This is a genomic window from Spongiactinospora rosea (assembly GCF_003315795.1).
Lineage (GTDB): Bacteria > Actinomycetota > Actinomycetes > Streptosporangiales > Streptosporangiaceae > Spongiactinospora > Spongiactinospora rosea.
The window spans coordinates 1-17,828 of record NZ_QMEY01000015.1 but is presented as its reverse complement, the minus strand read 5'-3'; the positions used below and the strand labels follow the sequence as shown (position 1 = coordinate 17,828).

Genomic DNA, 17,828 nt, shown 5'->3' with positions numbered 1-17,828 from the left:
CTACGCCGAGGGCGGCCGTTCACCGCGCCGTTCAGCGTGGCGGGCACGCCCGCCATGTCGGTGCCGGTGATGGCCGACGCCGGGACGGGGCTGCCGATCGGCGTGCAGTTCGCCGCCGGTTTCGGGCGGGAGGACGGCTGTTCCACCTCGCCGGGCAGCTCGAACAGGCCAGCCCGTGGCCGGGCCGCACTCCTGCGGTCTGGGCGGGGAACCGGCCGGGCGACCGAAGCGTGCCGCCGGGCTCAGGGCTCACGGGCGTGGAGGTAGGCGTCCAGTTCGGCGGCGCCCCTGAGCATGGCGCGGCCGCGCGCGGACAGGCGGGCGTGCCAGTCGTGCAGGGCCGACTCCAGCGGGGCGACGCCCCCGGCGGCGCGGACCTGGGCGATCAGCGGGGCGATCTGCTCCAGCAGGTAGCCGCCCCGCCTGAGCTGGTGGGCCAGCCGCACGTCCCGTACGTCGGCCGCGCTGTAGACCCGATAGCCCGTCTGCGGGTCGCGGCGCGGCCGGACCAGTCCGGCCTTCTCCCATTTGCGCAGGGTGGCGGGACGCAGGCCGAGCCGTTTGGCCAGCGGCCCGATGAACGTCTCGCGGCGCTCCTGCGGCACGGGCGCCAGATCGCGCAGCGCCGCCTCGACGGCCTGCAGGGTGCGGCGGTCGTCCAGGAGGCGGCCGTGGCTCTCGTCGATCAGCCGGAGCGCGTCCTCGGTGGCGCCCTCGTTGACGGCCCGCATGATCGACGTGGCCGCCGGGTGGCCGTGCCCGGGCAGGAGGGCCAGGAACGCGCGCAGCGCCTGCGCGTGCAGGGGCGTGTAAGTGCGATAGCCGTGCGCGGTACGCGCGGCGGGGGGCAGCACCCCGGCGTCCTCATAGTTCCTGACCGCCTGGGTGGACAGACCGTGCTCGCGGGCCAGGTCCACCGGCCTCATGGATGTATCACCGATTGAAGGTTTCTCGCAGATGAGCGGGCGTTTTCGCGGCAAAGTTTATACCGAAGGTCCAGCGATACCGTTGAGGGCATGGATGTCATGGACACGGCCCGTCCGCTGGACGGCGCGGGCCTTTCGGCGTTCCTGCGATCGCTTCCCGCCAAGCCCCTGCTGCTCGGGCTGGGCGAGGCCCGGCACTTCGTGGGGGAGCTGGGCGAACTGCGCAACGAACTCTTCCGGCACCTCGTCGAGCACGAGGGCTACCGGTCCTTCACCATCGAGAGCGACTGCCTGCGCGGCCTGCTGGTGGACGACTACATCACGACGGGCGCCGACACGCTTGCGGAGGTGATGGAACGCGGCTTCAGCCACGACTTCGGCGCCTCCCCGGCCAACCGCGACCTCGTCGCCTGGATGCGCGCCTACAACGAGGAGCACGAGGAGAAGCTGCGCTTTTCCGGTTTCGACGGCCCGCTGGAGTACTGGGCCGAGAGCCCGCGCCAGGCGCTCACCGCCCTGCACGCCCTCCTGGACGGCCCGCTCCCCGGCCTGGCGACCCTTGACGCGCTGCTGGGCCCGGACGAGCGGTGGTCCAACGAGGCCACGGCGATGGACCCGGCCCAGTCGATCGGCCGGTCCGATGAGGCTCAGCGGTTGCGGCTGATCGCCGACGATCTGGTGGCGCTGCTGGACACGCAGGCGCCGCGCATGAGCGTGGAGGACCGGGAGCGGGCCGAGCTCTACGGGCGCACCGCCGTCGGCCTGCTGCGCTATCATCACTGGCTGGCCGACGACTCCCCGGTGCGGTGGGGCCGGTTGTCGGCGCTGCGGGACGCGATGATGGCCGCCAACCTGCGTGCCGTCGCCGAGCGCGGCCCGGCCATGGTCTTCGCGCACAACCTGCACCTGCAGCGGGAGAAGAGCCTGATGCGGTTCGGGGAGCAGACGCTGGAGTGGTGGGGCGCGGGGGCGATCACGGCGGCCCGCCTGGGCGACCGGTACGCCTTCCTGGCCTCGGCCTTCGGCACGGCCGGTGAGGACGTCCCGCCTCCGGACACCGTCGAGGGCGTCCTGTCCACGCTGCCGTGGGACCGGGCCATCATCGACTCCCGCCGCCTGGCCGGGGCCGTCGCCGGGCCCGCTCCGCGCGTGTCCCAGGATTTCGCCTATTTCCCGCTTGACCCCGGCCACCTCGGCACGATCGACGGCATCGTCTTCCTCAAGCGGGCCACGCCGCAGAGGTGACCCCCTCCAGTTGGACATATGACCATATGCCGGTCAATACTAATGTCCAACATTTGGAGGAGTCGTATGGAAGGTCTTGAGGCACCGCATCGGTCGGCGACCATGTCGGCCCAGCTGGTCAACAGCCTGCGGGCCCACATCGAGTCCGGCCGGTGGCCGGTGGGCACCCGGATCCCGCCGGAGCACGTTCTGGTCGAACAGCTCAAGGTCAGCCGCAACACCGTCCGCGAGGCGCTGCGCGCCCTGGTGCACCTGGGACTTCTGGAGGCCCGGGTCGGCGACGGCACCTATGTCCGGGCCGCGAGCGAACTGGAGTCCGTGCTGGTCCGGCGCGCGAGCGTGGCCCGGGAGGAGGAGATCTTCGAGCTGCGGGCGATCCTGGAGGAGTACGCGGCCGGGCTGGCCGCCGCGCGCCGCACCCAGCGCGAGGTGGGCGTCCTGCGGCGGCTGCTGGCAGCCGTGGAGGACGCCAACCGGGCCGGGGAGATGGCGGCGCTCGCCGCGGCCGACGGCGAGTTCCACCGCGAGGTGGTCAACGCCGGCCGCAACGAGCTGCTCGCCGAGGTGTACGCCTACCTCGGCACCGCCCTGACGGCGACGCTCAGGGCGGTGCCCTGGGACCCCGAGGCCGCCGCCGAGCACGCCCGCCTGCACGTCCGGCTGGTGGACGCCATCGAGGCCGGTGACGAGGCCGCCGCCCGGCACGCCGCGTCCTCGGTGGTGCGGGTCACGCGCCGCTCCGCCGCCCGGACCCCGGCCGGGGCGGGCGAATGAGCGCGGAGACCTCCGTCCGGGACGAGACGACGGCCGATGGCCGCGCCGTCTCGCTCGGGCTCGTCGTCGCGGTCGTCCTCGTCGCGGCGAACCTGCGGGCCACGCTCACCGGAGTGGGCCCGCTGCTGCCCGCCATCGAGCGGGGCAGCGGCCTGTCGCCGCAGTGGAGCGGCCTGCTCACCACGCTTCCGCTGCTGACCTTCGCCGCGACGTCCCCGCTGGTCGGACGGATCTCGCACCGGCTGGGCACCTCGCGCCTGCTGGTGTTGTCGCTGATCGTCCTGGCCGCCGGGACCGTGCTGAGGTCACTTCCCTCGGTGGCCCTGCTGTTCGTCGGCACCGTGATCCTGTCCGCGGCGATCGCCTGCGGGAACGTGCTGCTGCCCGCGGTGATCCGGCGCAGCGTGCCCGGCCACCGCATCGGAGCGGTCAGCGGCCTGTACGTGACCGTGATGGGCCTGGTGGCGGCGGTCTCCTCCGGGGTCTCGGTGCCGCTGGCGCAGGCGCTGCCCGGCGGCTGGCGTACGTCGCTGGCCTGGGGCGCGGTACTGATCGTGCTGGCCCTGGCCGTCTGGATCCCGCGCATGCGGGGCGACACCGCGCAGGGCGGACCGGCCGCGCCGCGCGGCGCGACCCCCTGGCGATCATGGCTGGCCTGGCAGGTCAGCCTGTTCATGGGGCTGCAGTCGCTCGCCTTCTATGTGACCATCGCCTGGCTGCCGAGCATTCTGGTCCATGAGGGCGTCTCGGCCGCCGAGGCCGGGTGGATGCTGTTCTTCTACCAGGTGGTCGGCCTGCTCTCCAGCGGCTTCCTGCCGCTGCTGACCCGGGGCCGCCACGATCAGCGGTGGGCGGCGGTGGCCGCCTCGGCGTCGATCGGCGCGGGCTTCGTCGTCCTGCTCGTCTCCCCGCAGCTGGCGCTGGTGTCGTGCGTACTGCTGGGCCTGGGCGGCGGCGCCTGCCTGGTGCTGGCCCTGACCTTCCAGAGCCACCGCGCGGGCAGCACCGCGCAGGCGCCCGCGCTGGCGGGCATGGCCCAGTCGATCGGCTACCTGGTGGCCGCGGCCGGGCCGTTGCTGCTGGGCATCCTGCACGACCGCACCGGCGGCTGGAGCGTTCCGCTCATCGTGGTGATCTGCCTGTGCGTGCCGATGGTGGCGGCCGGTTTCGGCGCGGGCCGCGACGTGCAGATCAAGGACCCGCACTCCTCCTGAAGCCGCCCGCTCAGTCGGCCTGGTCGCCGTCGGCGACGTCGGCGGCGAACCGGTCCCAGGCCGCCTGGCGGGTCACCCCCAGGGCCTCGCCGATCCTGGCCCAGGTCACTCCGCGATCACGCAGCAGCCGCACCCAGGCGCGCAGGTCGCGCTCGGCCTGGTCCACCGTGCGGGCCTGGCGGGGGAGCATGGCCAGCATGTCGGCGTCGGACATGCCGGTGAGGTATTCGTCGGTACGGGGGTCGGGGCCGCGGTGCACCCGTGGCGGGGCGCCGTCCGGCCGGGGCGGGGTGTCGGCGATGACCTGCCGGCACAGCTCCACGCAGGCGTCGCAGATGTAGACGCCGGGGCCCGCGACCACCCGGCCCGCCTCGGCGTACGGCGTGCCGCAGAACGAGCAGTGGGTCATCAGGGTCCCGGCCGATCCCACGGGGCGAGTACGTCTGCTTCGCGTCACCGGGCGATCATCCCATACGGCTGTCAGCCCGAGCTTGACAGAGATCACGTGTCAAGGGCAGGCTGACAGCCACGATCTCCTGAGAGGACGGCCCCATGGACGCCCCCCGGCCCGAGCCGCGCCCCTGCGACGGTGGCCGCGGCAGGCCCTTCGACGCCGGCCGCGCGGCCCCGTTACCGGACGGCTACACCGAGCGGGAGTACCTGCTCGGCGGTACCGCAGCCGCCTACCGCACAGACTCCGCCGAACCGGGCGGGATCGGCGTGCGCGCCCACGCCCCCTACACCACCCGGGTCCTCATCCGCACCCCCGAGGCTCCCGAACGCTTCAACGGCACCGTCGTCGTGGAGTGGTTCAACGTCTCCGGTTTCGTGGACGCCGGGGTGGAATGGCTCTACACCCACAGTGAGCTGGTGCGCGGCGGGTACGCCTGGGCCGGTGTCTCGGCGCAGTGCGCCGGGGTGACCGGCAGCGCGCTGCCGCCCGAGGGGGCCGCGCCGGGCGGGCTCAAAGCCTGGGACCCCGACCGGTACGCCGCCCTGCACCACCCCGGCGACGATTGCTCCTACGACATCTTCTCCCAGGCGGGGCGGACCGTCGCGGGCCTGTTCCCGGGCGCGCGGCTGATCGCCGCCGGGGTGTCGCTGGCCGCCCACCGGCTGTCCGCCTACGTCAACGCGATCGACCCCATCGCCGGTGTCTACGACGGTTATCTGATCCACAGCCGGATGGGCGCCGCGGCGCCGCTGACACTGCCCGACCCGCCGCGGTTCGACCCCCGGCCGGTGCCCTTCCGCGACGACCCGCGGGTCCCGGTCCTGGCGCTGCTCACCGAGACCGAGGTCATCACCCTGGACTACCTGTCGGCCAGGCGGCCCGACGGGCCGCGGCTGCGGGTCTGGGAGATCGCCGGGGCGGCCCACATCGACACCTATGTCGATGTCGCCGCCGCCAACGACATGACGCAGATGGACCCGGCCCGGCTGGCGGCGGCGCTCGCGCCCCGCGAGCGCGCCATCGGCATGGACGTCGGGCACACCGTCAACGCCGCGCCGCAGCACCACTACGTGGCCAACGCCGCCGTCCACCGGCTGGCCCGCTGGGCGGCGGGCGGCCCGCCACCGCCGCACGCCGCGCCCCTGGCGACCCGGCCCGGGCCGCCGCCCGAGCTGAGCCGCGACGGCCTCGGCAACGCGCTCGGCGGCGTCCGCACCCCGTGGATGGAGGCGCCGGCCGCCGTGCTGACCGGGATCAGTCCCAACGACGGCCTGCTCGAAAGGCTCTTCGGCCAGACCGTCCCGTTCGGCGCCGACGTTCTGGCCCGGCTCTACCCGGGTGGCGCGGGCGACTACCTGGCGGCCTTCGGCGCGGCCACCGACGCCGCGGTCGCCGAGGGCTTCCTGCTGGCGGCCGACGGCGAGGAGATCAAGGCCCTGGCCGCCGCCGCGTACCCCGCCGCCGAGTGAGCGCGCGCTACCGGCGGCGGGATGCGGCCTCCAGCGCGGGGGTGGCGGTGTGCCACATGTTGTCGGCGACGTTGACGGTGTGCCCGGGGGGCACGATCCCGTCGATGCGATCGAGCACGTCGGCGGGCAGTTCGACGCCGTCGGCGGCCAGGTAGGACTCCAGGTGGTCCATGGTGCGCGGGCCGACGATCGCGGAGGTCACCGCCGGGTGGCGGACGACGAACGCGATCGCCATCTGCACCAGCGACAGCCCGGCCTCGTCGGCGAGCGCGCCGAGGGCGTCGGCGGCTTCGAGCTTCGCGGCGTTCGCCGGGGCGGTGGCGTCGTAGGCGCCGGGGAAGCGGCGCTGCCTGGCCACCGAACCCGGCCCGGCGACCTCGCGGCCCTTGCGGTAGCGGCCGGTCAGCCAGCCGCCGGCCAGCGGGCTGTAGGTCAGCACGCCCATGCCGTGCCGCAGGCAGGTCGGCAGCACGTCGTACTCGGCGGCGCGCACGAGCAGGGAGTAGGGCGGCTGCTCGGTGCGGAAGCGTTCGCGGCCGCGGCGATCGGCGGCCTCGCGCGCCTCGGCGATCTGGGAGGCGGGCACGCTGGACGCGCCGAACATCCGGATCTTCCCGGCCCGTACCAGGTCGGACAGCACGCCCAGCGTCTCATCGACGTCGACCGACGTGTCCAGGCGGTGGACCTGGTACAGGTCGATCCGGTCGGTGCCCAGGCGGCGCAGCGAACCCTCGACCGCCTCGGTGATCCAGCGCCGGGAGGTGCCGCGCCGGTTGGGGTCATCGCCGAGCGGCAGGCCGACCTTGGTGGCCAGCACGACGTCCTCGCGCCGCCCGCCGGTGAGCGCCTTGCCGACGATCTGCTCCGACTCTCCGCCGGAGTAGACGTCGGCGGTGTCGATGAAGTTGATCCCGGCGTCGAGGGCGCGGTGGATGATCTTGATCGCGTCATCGTGGTCGGCGTTGCCGTAGGCGCCGAACATCATCGCGCCCAGGCACAGCGGGCTGACCGAGACGCCGGTGCGTCCGAGTGGACGGTAGTCCATGGAGGGCTCCTCATGTCGCCGCGGACGGGTCGCGGCAGACGGGTAGAATCGGGCTCCACAGGGAAGTGGATAGCCTATCCACTTCAGCGTACCGGATAACCTATCCACTTAGGAAACGATGAGCCCGGACCAGCCGCCCGCACCGCCCAGACGCGCCGACGCCGAACGCAACCGCGACAAGATCCTCACCGCCGCCCGCGCCGCGTTCGCCGAATCAGGCGCGCAAGTGTCGATGGCCGAGATCTCCCGGCGGGCCGGGGTCGGGATGGCGACCCTCTACCGCAACTTCCCCGGCCGCCGCGAGCTGCTGGAGGCCCTGTACCTCGGCGAGGTCGACGCCGTGTGCGCCGCCGCCGCGACCGCCGCAGGGGAGACGCCGGGAGCGGCGCTGGCGTCCTGGCTGTACCGGTTCTACGACTTCTTCACCGGCAAGCACGACATCGCCGCCGAGCTGCTGGCCCAGTCCGGCAGCGACAACCCGGTCTTCAACGAGAGCCGCCCCCGGGTGCTCGCGGCGGCCCGGCCGCTGCTCACCGCCGCGCAGCAGGCCCACGAGGTCCGCGACGACCTCACCCTTGAGCAGATCACCGACATGATCATCGCCATCGCCTCGATCCACGGCGACCGCGACTACGTCGAGCCGATCCTGCGTGCCGCCTTCGACGGCCTGCGCCCGGCCGCCCAGGCGGAGCCTTGACGATCTCCCCGGTGGTGCCCAGGCGGAGCATCGGGACGTCCGCGGCCATCCACGCCTTGACCTGCTCGGCCGCCTCCCCGGGCATCGGCTTCTCCAAGATCCCCGAATCGATCGGGCCGGGACTGATCGCGTTGACGCGGATATCGCGCGGCAGACCGGCGCCGCTGGGCCCCCTGGCCGTCGACCCCTACGAGGACGAGCTCGAACTCAGCGCCGACGGCGCGGCCGTCGGGCGTGCTGCCCGCCGGCGACCGGCGCGGCACGCTCAGGGACGACCTCGCCGTGATCGGCATCGATGACGCCCCGCCCTGCCAGACCGTGACCCGCTGGTCGTCCACTTCCAGGAGCCGGCCGGGCGGTTCCTCATCCGCGCGGCCCGACACCGGGCTCCGGGGTGCCGGATCCGCGCTATTCTCCCTGCATGGCACGTGATGAACGCGGTGTGACCCCTCAGAGCGAGGACTTCTCGGCCTGGTACAACGAGTTGGTCGCCAAGGCGCAGCTGGTGGACCGCGGCCCGGCCAAGGGCACCATGATCATCCGACCTTACGGCTACCGCCTGTGGGAGCTGCTGCAGGCCGAGCTGGACCGGCGCATCAAGGACACCGGCCACGAGAACGCCTACTTCCCGCTGCTCATCCCGGAGAGCTACCTGCGCCGGGAGGCCGAGCACGTCGAGGGCTTCTCGCCCGAGCTGGCCGTCGTCACCCACGCGGGCGGCAAGGAGCTGGACGAGCCGCTGGTGGTCCGGCCCACCTCCGAGACCATCATCGGCGAGATGATGGCCAAGTGGATCTCCTCCCACCGGGATCTGCCGCTGCTGCTCAACCAGTGGGCCAACGTGGTCCGCTGGGAGCTGCGGCCCCGGATGTTCCTGCGCACCACGGAGTTCCTGTGGCAGGAGGGCCACACCGCGCACGCCGACGAGGCCGACGCGATGCGCGAGACCATGCTCGCGCTCGACATCTACGCCGAGGTGGCCCGCGACATCGCGGCCATTCCGGTGGTGCCGGGGGAGAAGACGCCTGGTGAGCGGTTCGCCGGGGCCGTGCGCACCTTCACCATCGAGGGCATGATGCGCGACGGCAAGGCCCTGCAGGCCGGGACCTCCCACTACATGGGCACCAACTTCGCCAAGGCCTTCGAGATCCAGTACACCTCCGAGGCCGGTCGGCTCGAACTGTGCCACACCACCTCCTGGGGCATGTCCACCCGCATGCTCGGCGGCGTGATCATGACCCACGGCGATGACAAGGGCCTGGTCCTGCCGCCCGCGCTCGCGCCGCACCAGGTCGTGATCGTGCCCATCGGCCGTGGCGAGCAGGGCGAGCAGACCCTGGCCGCGGCGCGTGAGCTGGCCGGGCGGCTCAAGGCGGCCGGTGTCCGCGCCCATGTCGATGACCGTTCCCAGCTTTCGCCCGGTTTCCGGTTCAACGACTGGGAGCTGCGCGGCGTACCGGTCCGGCTCGAACTCGGGCCCCGCGACCTGGCCTCCGGCACGGCGGTCATGGCCAAGCGCCTCGGCGAGGAGGGCAAGGAGCAGGTCCCGCTCGAGTCGCTGCCCGAGCTGATGCCCGGTGTGCTGGCCGACTTCCAGGCGTTTCTGCTGGAGCGGGCCACCGCCTTCCGCGACTCCAACACCAGCAGGACCGACACCTGGGAGGCGTTCGCCGAGGCCGTCGCCACGGGCTGGGCGTCGGCGCTGCACTGCGGCGAGGCCTCCTGTGAGGACGAGATCAAGGCCAAGACCGCGGCGACGCCGCGCTGTATCCCGCTGGCGGGCGAGCCGGAGTCCGGGTCGTGCATCCACTGCGGCGCGCCCGCCGCGTACGGCAAGCGGGTGCTGTTCGGCCGCGCCTACTGACGCCGGTTCCATGCTGTGAGGATGACGGAGTGCTGATCCGCATCGAGGCATCCGACCTGCCCGGCCGCGACTGCCCCGAGGCGCCGGGTTTTCCCGGGTATCGCAATGTCCATGTGGGGGTGCAGCGGCGGGCGCGCCCGGGTGAGCTGCTGGGGCCACATCGCGGTGACGCGCCCGCGGCCGCCTGGGAGCTTGAGGTCACGGCCACGGCCCGGGAGGGCGGCTGGGATCTTCGCGGCCCGTACGTGCAGGGGCCGCCCGGCGGCCGGTTCGTGTACCTGTCGTGGGGCGCGGTGGACAAGGACGGGGTGTTCTCGATGTTCCGGCGGGCGAAGGTGTTGTTCGACGCCGTTCCCGCGGAGGTGCTAGAGGCCGCGGTGCGCTCCGGGCAGCTGGTCGCGCGGCTGGGCCTGACCGACGGCGCGGGGCATCCGCTGTGCGCGGCGGTCCGCCCGCCCCTCGTCCAGTGGTCGGCGGCCACGCCCTGATCCAGGGCTGCGCCATCGCGTAGCCGGCCCCGGGCGGCCGCGTTCGGCTGTTCGCCATGGCCGCCCCCTGTAGACGGCCCTCCGCTCCCGAACGTGTCCCCAGCCGCCAGGTAGCGGAATGAGAGATCACGATTGCGGTTCGTGATCGTTTCGGAGCGGTGAATGCGGCTGGTCGGGCGGGGTTTCTGCTTGATCGTGTTCGTGTCGGAGGCGGTCGGGTGGAGGGCGGTTCGGGTGCGTCGAGAGTGGGAGCCGGAAGAGCTGATCGCGGCGTGGACGCTGCTGGACGGCGACTGGGAGCTGGTGGGGAACAAGACGGGGGCGACTCGTCTGGGGTTCGGCCTGATGCTGAAGTTCTTCGAGCAGGAGGGCCGGTTCCCGCGGCACGTGGGTGAGCTGCCCAAGGCCGCGGTGGACTACGTGGCCGGCCAAGTGAAGGTCGAGCCGACGTTGCTGGCGGAGTACGACTGGTCAGGCCGGTCGATCGAGCGGCACCGGGCCCAAGTACGGGACGCACTGGGGTTCCGGGAGTCGACCCGGGCGGACGAGGACATACTGGCCGAGTGGCTGGCAGACAAGATCTGCCCGATGGTGTTCACGGACGAGGGATTGCGTGCGGCGCTGCTGTCCCGCTGCCGTACGTTGAAGATCGAGCCGCCGGGGCGGGTGGACCGGATCGTGGGCGCGGGCCGGGCTCGGTTCGAGCGGGAGTTCTGCCTGCATGCGCTGAATGGGCTGTCGGCGGATTCGGCGCGGTTGCTATGGGAGCTGGCCACGGGGGAGGACGGGTTGTTCCTGCTGGAGCTGAAGTCCGCCCCCGGACGGCTGGGACTGGAGACACTACTGGAGGAGATCGTCAAGCTGCGGCGGGCCAAGGCGCTGGGACCGTCAGCGGATCTGTTTGGCGGGTACTCCGACCGGCTGGTGGCCTCGTGGCGGGCGCGGGCGATGGCCTCGCATCCGTCAGACTTCGCGGTCAACCAGCCGCCGGTTCGGTTGACGTTGGTGGCCGCGTTGGCGTGGTCGCGGACGACGGAGATCACCGACGCGCTGGTCGATCTGTTCATCGGCCTGGTGTCGAAGATCAACACCCGGGCGGAGCGGAAGGTCGAGAAGGCGATCGAGGCCGAGGCCAAAAAGGTGCATCGCAAGACCGAGAAGCTGTTCTCGATCGCCGAGGCGTCGCTGCGGGCTCCGGAGGGCACGGTCCGGCAGGTGGTGTTCCCGGCGGTGCCCGGCGGGGAGGCGACGCTGCAGGCGCTGGTGGCCGAGGCCAAGGCGGACGCCAAGGCCTACAAGGCCCGCGTACGGACGGTGCTGACCAGCTCCTACACCTCCTACTACCGGCGGATGCTGCCCAAGCTGCTGGCCGCGATCGAGTTCAAGTGCAACAACACCGCCTACCGGCCGGTGATGGACGCCGTGGACCTGCTGCAGCGCTACGCCGACATCCCCAACACCACCCGCCACTACGACGCCAGCGAGAACGTCCCCATCCAAGGGGTGGTGCCGGACGGCTGGCTGGAGGCGGTCGTCGACGACAACGGCGTCATCGAGCGGGCCTCCTACGAGTTGTGCGTGATCGTGTCGCTGAAGGACGCGCTGCGCCGCCGCGAGATCTACGTCGCCGGCGCCCGCCGCTGGCGCAACCCCGAGGAGGACCTGCCGGCCGACTTCGAGGACAACCGGGACGTCCACTACGAGAACCTGCGCCAGCCGCTGGATGCCAGCGTGTTCATCACCGCGTTGAAGGAGGCGATGCGCGCCTCGATGGCGGCCTGCGGCCAGGCGGTCACCAGGAACAAGTCCGGCGGCGCGAAGGTGAAGACGCATCGCGGTGAGCCGCGCTGGCACATCCCCGACCTGGGCAAGCTGAAGGTCCCGGAGAACCTGAGGGCGCTGCACACCGTGGTCGCCGCCCGCTGGGGGATCATCGACTTGCTGGACTTCCTGAAGGAGTCGGACTTCGTCACCGACTTCACCGACGCGTTCACCACGGTCGCGACCCGGGAGGCGACCCCGCGGGAGGTGATCCGCAAACGCCTGCTGCTGGTGCTGTACGCGCTGGGCACGAACGTGGGGATCAAGCGGGTCGCCGACGGCGGCCGTCACGGCGAGACCGAGGCGGCCCTGCGGGCGACCCGGCACCTGTTCGTCAACCGCGACAACCTGCGCGCCGCGATCGCGACGCTGGTCAACGCCACCTTGAGGATGCGGGATCCGCTGTGGTGGGGCAACGGGACCGCGTGCGCGTCGGACTCTAAGAAGTTCGGGTCATGGTCATCGAACCTGATGACCGAATACCACACGCGGTACGGCGGCCCCGGTGTCATGATCTATTGGCACGTGGACCGGAAATCGGTATGTGTCTACTCCCAGCTTCGCTCCTGCAACGCCTCCGAGGTCGCCGCGATGATGGAGGGCGTGCTGCGGCACTGCACCGACGCCACCATAGATCGCCAGTACACAGATAGTCATGGCCAGTCGCTGGTCGGGTTCGCGTTCTCCTACTTGCTGGGGTTCAAGCTGCTGCCGCGGATGAAGAACATCGCCCGGCAGAAGCTGGTGAAGGCCGACGCTGATGACCAGGTCCCGTCATGCCTGACCGGCATGGTGGCCGACAAGCCGATCGACTGGGAGATCATCGCTCAGCAGTACGACCAGATGGTGAAATACGCCACCGCCCTGCGGCTGGGCACGGCCGAGGCCGAGCAGGTGCTGAGACGCTTCACCCGCGGCGGCCCCAAGCACCCCACCTACAAGGCCATCGAGGAACTAGGCAAGGCGGTCAAGAGCGTGTTCGTCGCCGAGTACATCGCCTCGCAGGAGTTGCGCCGCGAGATTCACGAGGGCCTTCAGGTCGTGGAGAACTGGAACTCCGCCAACACAGACCTGTTCTACGGCAGCGCCGGCACCATCCCCGGCAGCGACAAGGAACATCAGGAGGTCTCCATGCTCAGCCTTCACCTGCTCCAGTCGGCGCTGGTCTTCATCAACACCTTGCTGGTTCAGTCCGTCCTCAAGGACCCCGCCTGGCAAAAGAAGATGACCGACGCCGACAAGCGAGGACTCTCGCCGCTGTTCTGGTTCAACGCCAACCTCTACGGCACGATCGACATCGACATGGGCCGCCGTCTCGACCTCGACCTGGTCGCCTGACCCGTCCCGTCGATCACGCCGATGGCCGAGGCAGGACGCCCTGGCCGGGTAGCAGGTCGGCCAGTGCGGTTCGCACGGCCGCCCGGCTTACCCCATGAGCCCGTGCCAGGGCAGCGATCGAGGTGCCCTCGCCAAAGGCCGCCCGCACGTCCTCGCGCCGGTCACCGTCCAGCGCGGGCGGCCGGCCCCGGTAGCGTCCTTCGGTCTCGGCGGCGGCGATCCCCTCGACGGTGAGTTCGTTCTGGATGTCACGCTGAAACTGGCCGACTGCGGTGATCACGTTGATTATGACGGCGGTGGTCGCGTCGTTGGCGGCCAGGTCGTGGAAGTTCGACAGCGGTCCGGACAGGACGCGCAGGGCGACGCCGCGGGCTTGGCACCAGTTGCGGACGGCGTGGATATCGAGCAGGTCGCGGCAGAGCCGGAACAGCTCCGAGACCGTCAGGGTGTCGCCGGGGTGCGCCTTGGCGGCGATCTTCCCGAACGCGGGCCGGTCGAGGGCGGGGATCTTGGAGGTGGTGGCGGGGTCCTCGAAGAGCAGGACGCCGTCGGCAGGTTGAAATCCCTCCGCGACGCCTTCAGTGCGCACAAGAAGGCCGGCCTCGGTGAGGATGTGGCGCTGCCGCAGCAAGGACTGGGTCGCGGTGGAGACGCGGGAGTAGACGATCTGCACCGGGCTCTCCTCGGGAAAGGTTGGAGCCCGATCTTCCTGTCGGAAAATCCTGTCGTCAATTCGTGTGCGGAACTGGCCATCCGACGTCACGGTTCGTCGCTCGATGTCCGGTTTTCGAGAGGGCTTGCGGGGCCCAATCAGAGGGTGTCGTTAAATCTTCTAATCCCGACACCCCGCAAAACGGTTGCTGCCGCTGTCAAGCTCCCGACGCAGTGGCTCGCGCTAGTCCCCCGATCCGCCCAGCGCCTCGCACCGTGCGCCCTCTCGGTGGCGACGAGCGCGTACACGCACACGAAGACCGTTACCGCCAGCCACGCAGTCACCGTCATGAGGTACCGGTGCGGGCGTTTTCCGCTACGAGCCGGGCCCTGTGGCGGTTCGGGGGCGGCGCAGGGAAATGGGCAGGTGGAGGCGCCGGGCGGCCCAGATGATGGCCAGGTCGCACAGGAGGAGTCCAACCGCGGCGGGGAGGAGGACTGCCCAGCCGCTGTCACCTCCTTCGCTGATGCTCCAGGCGACTTTGAGCACGGCGATGAGGTTGATGATGACCAGGCCCCATCCCAGGGAACGGCGCCAGAACGCCAGGCACAGCGCGGTCAGGCTGCCGACGACGGCCAGGACGCTGAGCAGGTACAGGGGGGACAGTTCGCCGATGTTGAGGATGAGCTCCTTCTCCATGTCCAGGAACGCCTGCACCTGGGGGTCGACCTGTTGCGGCGGCGGGAACCAGAACATGCTCGTGAGTAGCGCCACGATCGTCAGGGCGATGCCTTTCCAGCTTCGCCGCCAAGCGAAGTAGGCCAGAGGGAGGACGAACAGCGGGCGGATGTACCAGCTCAGGGTGTTGGTGTGCCGGGCGTAGGCCCAGTCGAGGAATTCCTGCAGCATGTCGTTCACCGGACCCTGGGGAGGAGTTCGACGCAGGCAGGGGCGTCCGGTTGGTGAAGGATCACCTCGGCGTCAGCGAGTGGGAACATAGTCGAATTCTACTCGTTCGGAACGATCCGAACAATATAGAATGTTGGGCGTGGCAGACGTCGAGGAGTTCGTGGAGAGCGCGGGACTGTACTTCGAGCGGCTGGGCCTCAGCAGGACGGCCGGCCGCGTCATCGGCTCCCTGCTGGTCGACCCCGGCGAGTCGGCCGACGCACCCGGCCTGTGCGAAAGCCTGAACGTGGCCAAGAGCAGCATGAGTGTCGCCTTGGGGCAGCTTGAACGTGGCGGCCTCGTCGAACGATTCCGCCCGCCCAAGGGCCGCCGCGATCACTACCGGCTGGCCGACGACGTCTTCGGACGCGCGTTCCGGGCCAAGATGGCCGAGTTCACCACATTCGCCCAGCTCGCCGAACGGGGGTTGGCCGTGGTCGGCGACAACCCCCGGGGCAGGGCCAGGCTGGAGCTGATGCGCGACATGTACGCGTTCATGGGCCGCGAGTTCCCCAAGCTCCTCGACCAATGGGAGCAGGACAAACAGCGTTCACCAACAGGACAGGCTGTGACGTGCCACGGTTGATGTCGCTGTTTCTGCCGCGCTCTTGTCGTGCTGGCTCGGCAGCGGGTTGATGGATTGTTGGGCGTTATGAAGGCCGTTGCCCTGCCCCGAGGACCCGGGGCAGGGCAACGGCCTGTGTGGGTTTGCGGCTGTACTGGCGACTGCTCAGGAGATTTGGCGAGACAGGTGCCGGCTTCTCATCTGATGTGGCGAGGATGGCCGGATGATGTTGAGGAAGCAGTGAGTCCTCTGGGCCACCTCACTGACGATCTCGAAGCCGTTTCGTGGGCGGCGACAGAGTCAGCGCCGGGTGCCGTGTGTGCCAGGTGTCACGACAGCGTCGGTGACCATTGTCTGCGGATGTCAGTTGCGCCGCCACGAAACTGTCAGTAGCGGCTAGGCGCTGCCCCTACATCGTGCGCATCGCATCGCCGACGCCGAGCGGCTGCTCCGCTCCGGTCAAGAACCTCCTCGACGTGTGTGCGCTGTCCTCCGGGCGCTGGTGGGCTGCGGCGTGCGGGGGCGGTCGGCGCGGGCCCGGCCCTACGTCGGGTGTCGCACCTGCACCTCGGCCTACTTCCCGTGCGGTAAGGAATGGATCGTCCCCCCGCAGGATGCCTCGCATACCCGGCCGGGGCATGGTGGAGCGGTACGGGAAGCCGTTCCGAGGAGTTGAGTTAGAGCGATGCTGCTGATCGAGGTCTTCGTCCCCAAGGGAGCCCTGGATGAGGACGAGCGCCAGGCGCTGGGGCGCCGACGTTGGCCAGGTCGGTGAGGAAGTTGTCCAGGGGCGCCGCCAGCGGGTGCGCGCGGCCGAGCTCCTCGCTGATGACCAGATCCATGCCGCCTGCCCTCTGACTTCGTAGCCCCGATCGGCGAAGTTGCCAGATAACCGGGAAACGAAGCGTCCGCGCCGGAGACCGGCCGCCCAGGTCGTGCCCGGCCTGTGAGCGCTGTCTTGCCAGATAACGGAGGTTATCGAAGAACCCCTGGCGGCCCGGAGTTCGATCAGAGCTCTGGGGCGTTTCCGTGTGCCCGGCCCAGCGGTGAAATTCATGGCGGGACAGGTCAACCTGTCGGGCAAGGTTCGAGCTGGACATGATCAAAACGGCGCGACCTCGGGCTGGGCCCGCGCGTCGAGGTTCAACGGCCGGATGATCAGCGCCGCGTCGACCGTCGCCTCGTGACTCGGTGGACCATGTGGACACGGCCAGTAACGCGGCGGTGCCATGGCCTCAGGCGTCGTCGTTGTCTCCGCCCAGCGTCTCCGCGAAGCGCCGACCTGGCGTCGGGTCGACCCCGAAGCGCTCGGCGTAGCGTTCGTGAATGTTCTTCCACGGCTTGTTCGCCTCCTGTTCGGACAGGTGCCGGCCGGCGAGGTGAGACTCGAGCCGTGAAAGATAGGTGTGCCAGCCGGTTGCCACCTGCGCTGCGATCGCGCGGACGCCGAAGATGTGGGTGAAGATCAACCGGCAGCCGCCTTGCTGAGCTGAGAGCTCGAACCTGTAGTGCTCGCCGCCGAAGGTCCAGGCCAGGCGATGGGGCGCATCGACCTCCGTCACCTCGCCGGTCGCGCCGTAGGCCTGGAGGGTCTCACCTTCGGCCGGTGTCCAGTCGACGGTCGCGGGAAACCAGCGCTCCAGCTCTGCCGGTGTGCTGACCGCCCGCCACACGCGTTCGACCGAGTGGGGGAGCGTGCGTTCGAAGCGCAGCGCCGGGCGGCCGTCGATCGTTTCCAGGGTCCCGTCGGTCATGGATTCTCTTTCAGGTGGCGTTCGAGCGTGTCGAGGGTCCTCGACCAATAAACGCGGTAGGGCTCCAGCCACTGGTCAACATCCGTGAGGGGGCCTGGCCGCAGCGTGTACAGACGCCGCTTGCCATCCACGCGCACCGCGACGAGCCCGGCCTCGCGTAACACCTTGAGATGCTTGGACACGCCGGGCTGGCTGAGGTCAAGTCGCTCCACCAGGTCTCCGGCGGACCGCTCGCCATCACGCAGCAGGTCGAGAATCTGCCTGCGATGCGGCTCAGCCAGGGCAGCGAAGGTGCTCATTCCATCATATTACCAGATGGCGATATGACCTGTGGAGTCGCCGCATGATTTGTGGAGTCGCCGCCACGGCTCCCATCATGTCGGCCTTCCCGGCCCCGGGGCACGCCGGCGGCGCTGCCATCCAGATGCGTTCAGTCGCGATAGCCGAAAAAGGGCCAATCGCTCGAAGTGTCACCGGCGTGCGCAGGGGCGAACCCGGTGCGTGCCATGCTCTCTCAGTGCGCCCCGGCCACGAGTCGGCCTTGAAAGATCATTCCTGACCTGCGCGCAGAGTC

The 17,828-nt window shown here is 70.4% G+C and carries 17 protein-coding genes and 2 pseudogenes; 11 read left to right on the top strand and 8 right to left on the bottom strand.

Annotated elements, in window-relative coordinates:
• Positions 1–30: 30 nt before the first annotated feature.
• A pseudogene (locus DP939_RS28445) lies at positions 31–267 on the top strand (hypothetical protein); the annotation flags it as partial.
• On the opposite strand, the gene DP939_RS28440 reads toward DP939_RS28445, so the two are convergent.
• Positions 243–926 (bottom strand): TioE family transcriptional regulator, encoded by a 684-nt coding sequence (locus tag DP939_RS28440; protein ID WP_113983861.1) that lies wholly within the window; start codon positions 924–926, stop codon positions 243–245. The pseudogene DP939_RS28445 and the gene DP939_RS28440 sit on opposite strands and share 25 nt — an antisense overlap.
• A 90-nt stretch (positions 927–1,016) precedes the next feature.
• Between DP939_RS28440 and DP939_RS28435 the strand changes: the two genes are divergently transcribed.
• From DP939_RS28435 to DP939_RS28425, 3 genes are all read left to right on the top strand, one after another.
• The gene (locus tag DP939_RS28435; protein ID WP_113983860.1) at positions 1,017–2,171 is read left to right on the top strand and encodes an erythromycin esterase family protein; all 1,155 of its coding nucleotides are present in this window, start codon (positions 1,017–1,019) and stop codon (positions 2,169–2,171) included.
• A 66-nt stretch (positions 2,172–2,237) separates the two neighbouring features.
• Positions 2,238–2,945: a FadR/GntR family transcriptional regulator gene (locus DP939_RS28430; RefSeq protein ID WP_113983858.1), complete on the top strand. Its 708-nt coding sequence runs from the start codon at positions 2,238–2,240 to the stop codon at positions 2,943–2,945.
• Positions 2,942–4,159 (top strand): CynX/NimT family MFS transporter, encoded by a 1,218-nt coding sequence (locus DP939_RS28425; protein ID WP_113983857.1) that lies wholly within the window; start codon positions 2,942–2,944, stop codon positions 4,157–4,159. The genes DP939_RS28430 and DP939_RS28425 overlap by 4 nt, the downstream gene beginning before the upstream one ends.
• Before the next feature lie 10 nt (positions 4,160–4,169).
• Here DP939_RS28425 and DP939_RS28420 read toward each other — a convergent pair whose 3' ends face one another.
• Complete coding sequence (locus DP939_RS28420; RefSeq protein WP_225878548.1) at positions 4,170–4,616, bottom strand: ClpX C4-type zinc finger protein; 447 nt, start codon at positions 4,614–4,616, stop codon at positions 4,170–4,172.
• A 95-nt stretch (positions 4,617–4,711) separates the two neighbouring features.
• On the opposite strand from DP939_RS28420, the gene DP939_RS28415 reads away from it, so the two are divergent.
• The gene (locus DP939_RS28415) at positions 4,712–6,082 is read left to right on the top strand and encodes an alpha/beta hydrolase domain-containing protein (protein WP_113983855.1); all 1,371 of its coding nucleotides are present in this window, start codon (positions 4,712–4,714) and stop codon (positions 6,080–6,082) included.
• 7 nt (positions 6,083–6,089) lie between these two features.
• On the opposite strand, the gene DP939_RS28410 is transcribed toward DP939_RS28415, so the two are convergent.
• Positions 6,090–7,127 carry an aldo/keto reductase gene (locus DP939_RS28410; RefSeq protein ID WP_113983854.1) on the bottom strand — a complete coding sequence of 346 codons (1,038 nt, stop codon included), beginning with the start codon at positions 7,125–7,127 and terminating at the stop codon, positions 6,090–6,092.
• A gap of 118 nt (positions 7,128–7,245) precedes the next feature.
• On the opposite strand from DP939_RS28410, the pseudogene DP939_RS49370 reads away from it, so the two are divergent.
• Positions 7,246–7,791, top strand: a pseudogene (locus tag DP939_RS49370) (TetR/AcrR family transcriptional regulator); the annotation flags it as partial.
• On the opposite strand, the gene DP939_RS28400 reads toward DP939_RS49370, so the two are convergent.
• Positions 7,724–7,921: a hypothetical protein gene (locus DP939_RS28400; protein ID WP_263972354.1), complete on the bottom strand. Its 198-nt coding sequence runs from the start codon at positions 7,919–7,921 to the stop codon at positions 7,724–7,726. The pseudogene DP939_RS49370 and the gene DP939_RS28400 sit on opposite strands and share 68 nt — an antisense overlap.
• A gap of 324 nt (positions 7,922–8,245) precedes the next feature.
• On the opposite strand from DP939_RS28400, the gene proS reads away from it, so the two are divergent.
• The 3 genes from proS to DP939_RS28380 all read left to right on the top strand — a co-directional run bounded on the left by proS (position 8,246) and on the right by DP939_RS28380 (position 13,335).
• On the top strand, positions 8,246–9,688 hold the full coding sequence (gene proS, locus DP939_RS28390) for a proline--tRNA ligase (RefSeq protein ID WP_225878547.1): 1,443 nt from the start codon (positions 8,246–8,248) through the stop codon (positions 9,686–9,688).
• 29 nt (positions 9,689–9,717) lie between these two features.
• Positions 9,718–10,176, top strand: coding sequence for a DUF5990 family protein (locus DP939_RS28385; RefSeq protein ID WP_113983849.1), 459 nt, complete (start codon positions 9,718–9,720; stop codon positions 10,174–10,176).
• Between the two features lie 234 nt (positions 10,177–10,410).
• Entirely contained in the window at positions 10,411–13,335 is a 2,925-nt protein-coding gene (locus DP939_RS28380) for a Tn3 family transposase (protein WP_113984054.1), read from the top strand.
• A 13-nt stretch (positions 13,336–13,348) separates the two neighbouring features.
• Here DP939_RS28380 and DP939_RS28375 read toward each other — a convergent pair whose 3' ends face one another.
• Together DP939_RS28375 and DP939_RS28370 are read right to left on the bottom strand one after the other, a co-directional pair.
• Positions 13,349–14,008 carry a recombinase family protein gene (locus DP939_RS28375; protein ID WP_158578729.1) on the bottom strand — a complete coding sequence of 220 codons (660 nt, stop codon included), beginning with the start codon at positions 14,006–14,008 and terminating at the stop codon, positions 13,349–13,351.
• Between the two features lie 354 nt (positions 14,009–14,362).
• The gene (locus DP939_RS28370) at positions 14,363–14,896 is read right to left on the bottom strand and encodes a hypothetical protein (RefSeq protein ID WP_113983847.1); all 534 of its coding nucleotides are present in this window, start codon (positions 14,894–14,896) and stop codon (positions 14,363–14,365) included.
• Positions 14,897–15,035: 139 nt separating this feature from the next.
• Here DP939_RS28370 and DP939_RS28365 point away from each other — a divergent pair, with 139 nt between their 5' ends.
• Together DP939_RS28365 and DP939_RS48855 are read left to right on the top strand one after the other, a co-directional pair.
• Entirely contained in the window at positions 15,036–15,521 is a 486-nt protein-coding gene (locus DP939_RS28365; protein WP_158578727.1) for a GbsR/MarR family transcriptional regulator, read from the top strand.
• A 1,034-nt stretch (positions 15,522–16,555) separates the two neighbouring features.
• Complete coding sequence (locus DP939_RS48855) at positions 16,556–16,687, top strand: hypothetical protein (RefSeq protein ID WP_263972353.1); 132 nt, start codon at positions 16,556–16,558, stop codon at positions 16,685–16,687.
• 48 nt (positions 16,688–16,735) lie between these two features.
• Here the strand turns inward: DP939_RS48855 and DP939_RS28360 are convergent, their stop codons facing one another.
• Together DP939_RS28360 and DP939_RS28355 are read right to left on the bottom strand one after the other, a co-directional pair.
• Positions 16,736–17,254 carry an SRPBCC domain-containing protein gene (locus tag DP939_RS28360; RefSeq protein ID WP_113983845.1) on the bottom strand — a complete coding sequence of 173 codons (519 nt, stop codon included), beginning with the start codon at positions 17,252–17,254 and terminating at the stop codon, positions 16,736–16,738.
• Positions 17,251–17,553: an ArsR/SmtB family transcription factor gene (locus DP939_RS28355; RefSeq protein ID WP_113983844.1), complete on the bottom strand. Its 303-nt coding sequence runs from the start codon at positions 17,551–17,553 to the stop codon at positions 17,251–17,253. Before DP939_RS28355 ends, DP939_RS28360 begins: the two co-directional genes overlap by 4 nt.
• Positions 17,554–17,828 lie beyond the last annotated feature (275 nt).

Bases quoted from the DNA above. Each gene is read 5' to 3' on its own strand.
- DP939_RS28440 (WP_113983861.1), bottom strand. From the start codon at position 926: ATGAGGCCGGTGGACCTGGCCCGCGAGCACGGTCTGTCCACCCAGGCG.
- DP939_RS28435 (WP_113983860.1), top strand. From the start codon at position 1,017: ATGGATGTCATGGACACGGCCCGTCCGCTGGACGGCGCGGGCCTTTCG.
- DP939_RS28430 (WP_113983858.1), top strand. From the start codon at position 2,238: ATGGAAGGTCTTGAGGCACCGCATCGGTCGGCGACCATGTCGGCCCAG.
- DP939_RS28425 (WP_113983857.1), top strand. From the start codon at position 2,942: ATGAGCGCGGAGACCTCCGTCCGGGACGAGACGACGGCCGATGGCCGC.
- DP939_RS28415 (WP_113983855.1), top strand. From the start codon at position 4,712: ATGGACGCCCCCCGGCCCGAGCCGCGCCCCTGCGACGGTGGCCGCGGC.
- DP939_RS28410 (WP_113983854.1), bottom strand. From the start codon at position 7,127: ATGGACTACCGTCCACTCGGACGCACCGGCGTCTCGGTCAGCCCGCTG.
- proS (WP_225878547.1), top strand. From the start codon at position 8,246: ATGGCACGTGATGAACGCGGTGTGACCCCTCAGAGCGAGGACTTCTCG.
- DP939_RS28370 (WP_113983847.1), bottom strand. From the start codon at position 14,896: ATGCTGCAGGAATTCCTCGACTGGGCCTACGCCCGGCACACCAACACC.
- DP939_RS48855 (WP_263972353.1), top strand. From the start codon at position 16,556: ATGGCGGGACAGGTCAACCTGTCGGGCAAGGTTCGAGCTGGACATGAT.
- DP939_RS28360 (WP_113983845.1), bottom strand. From the start codon at position 17,254: ATGACCGACGGGACCCTGGAAACGATCGACGGCCGCCCGGCGCTGCGC.
- DP939_RS28355 (WP_113983844.1), bottom strand. From the start codon at position 17,553: ATGAGCACCTTCGCTGCCCTGGCTGAGCCGCATCGCAGGCAGATTCTC.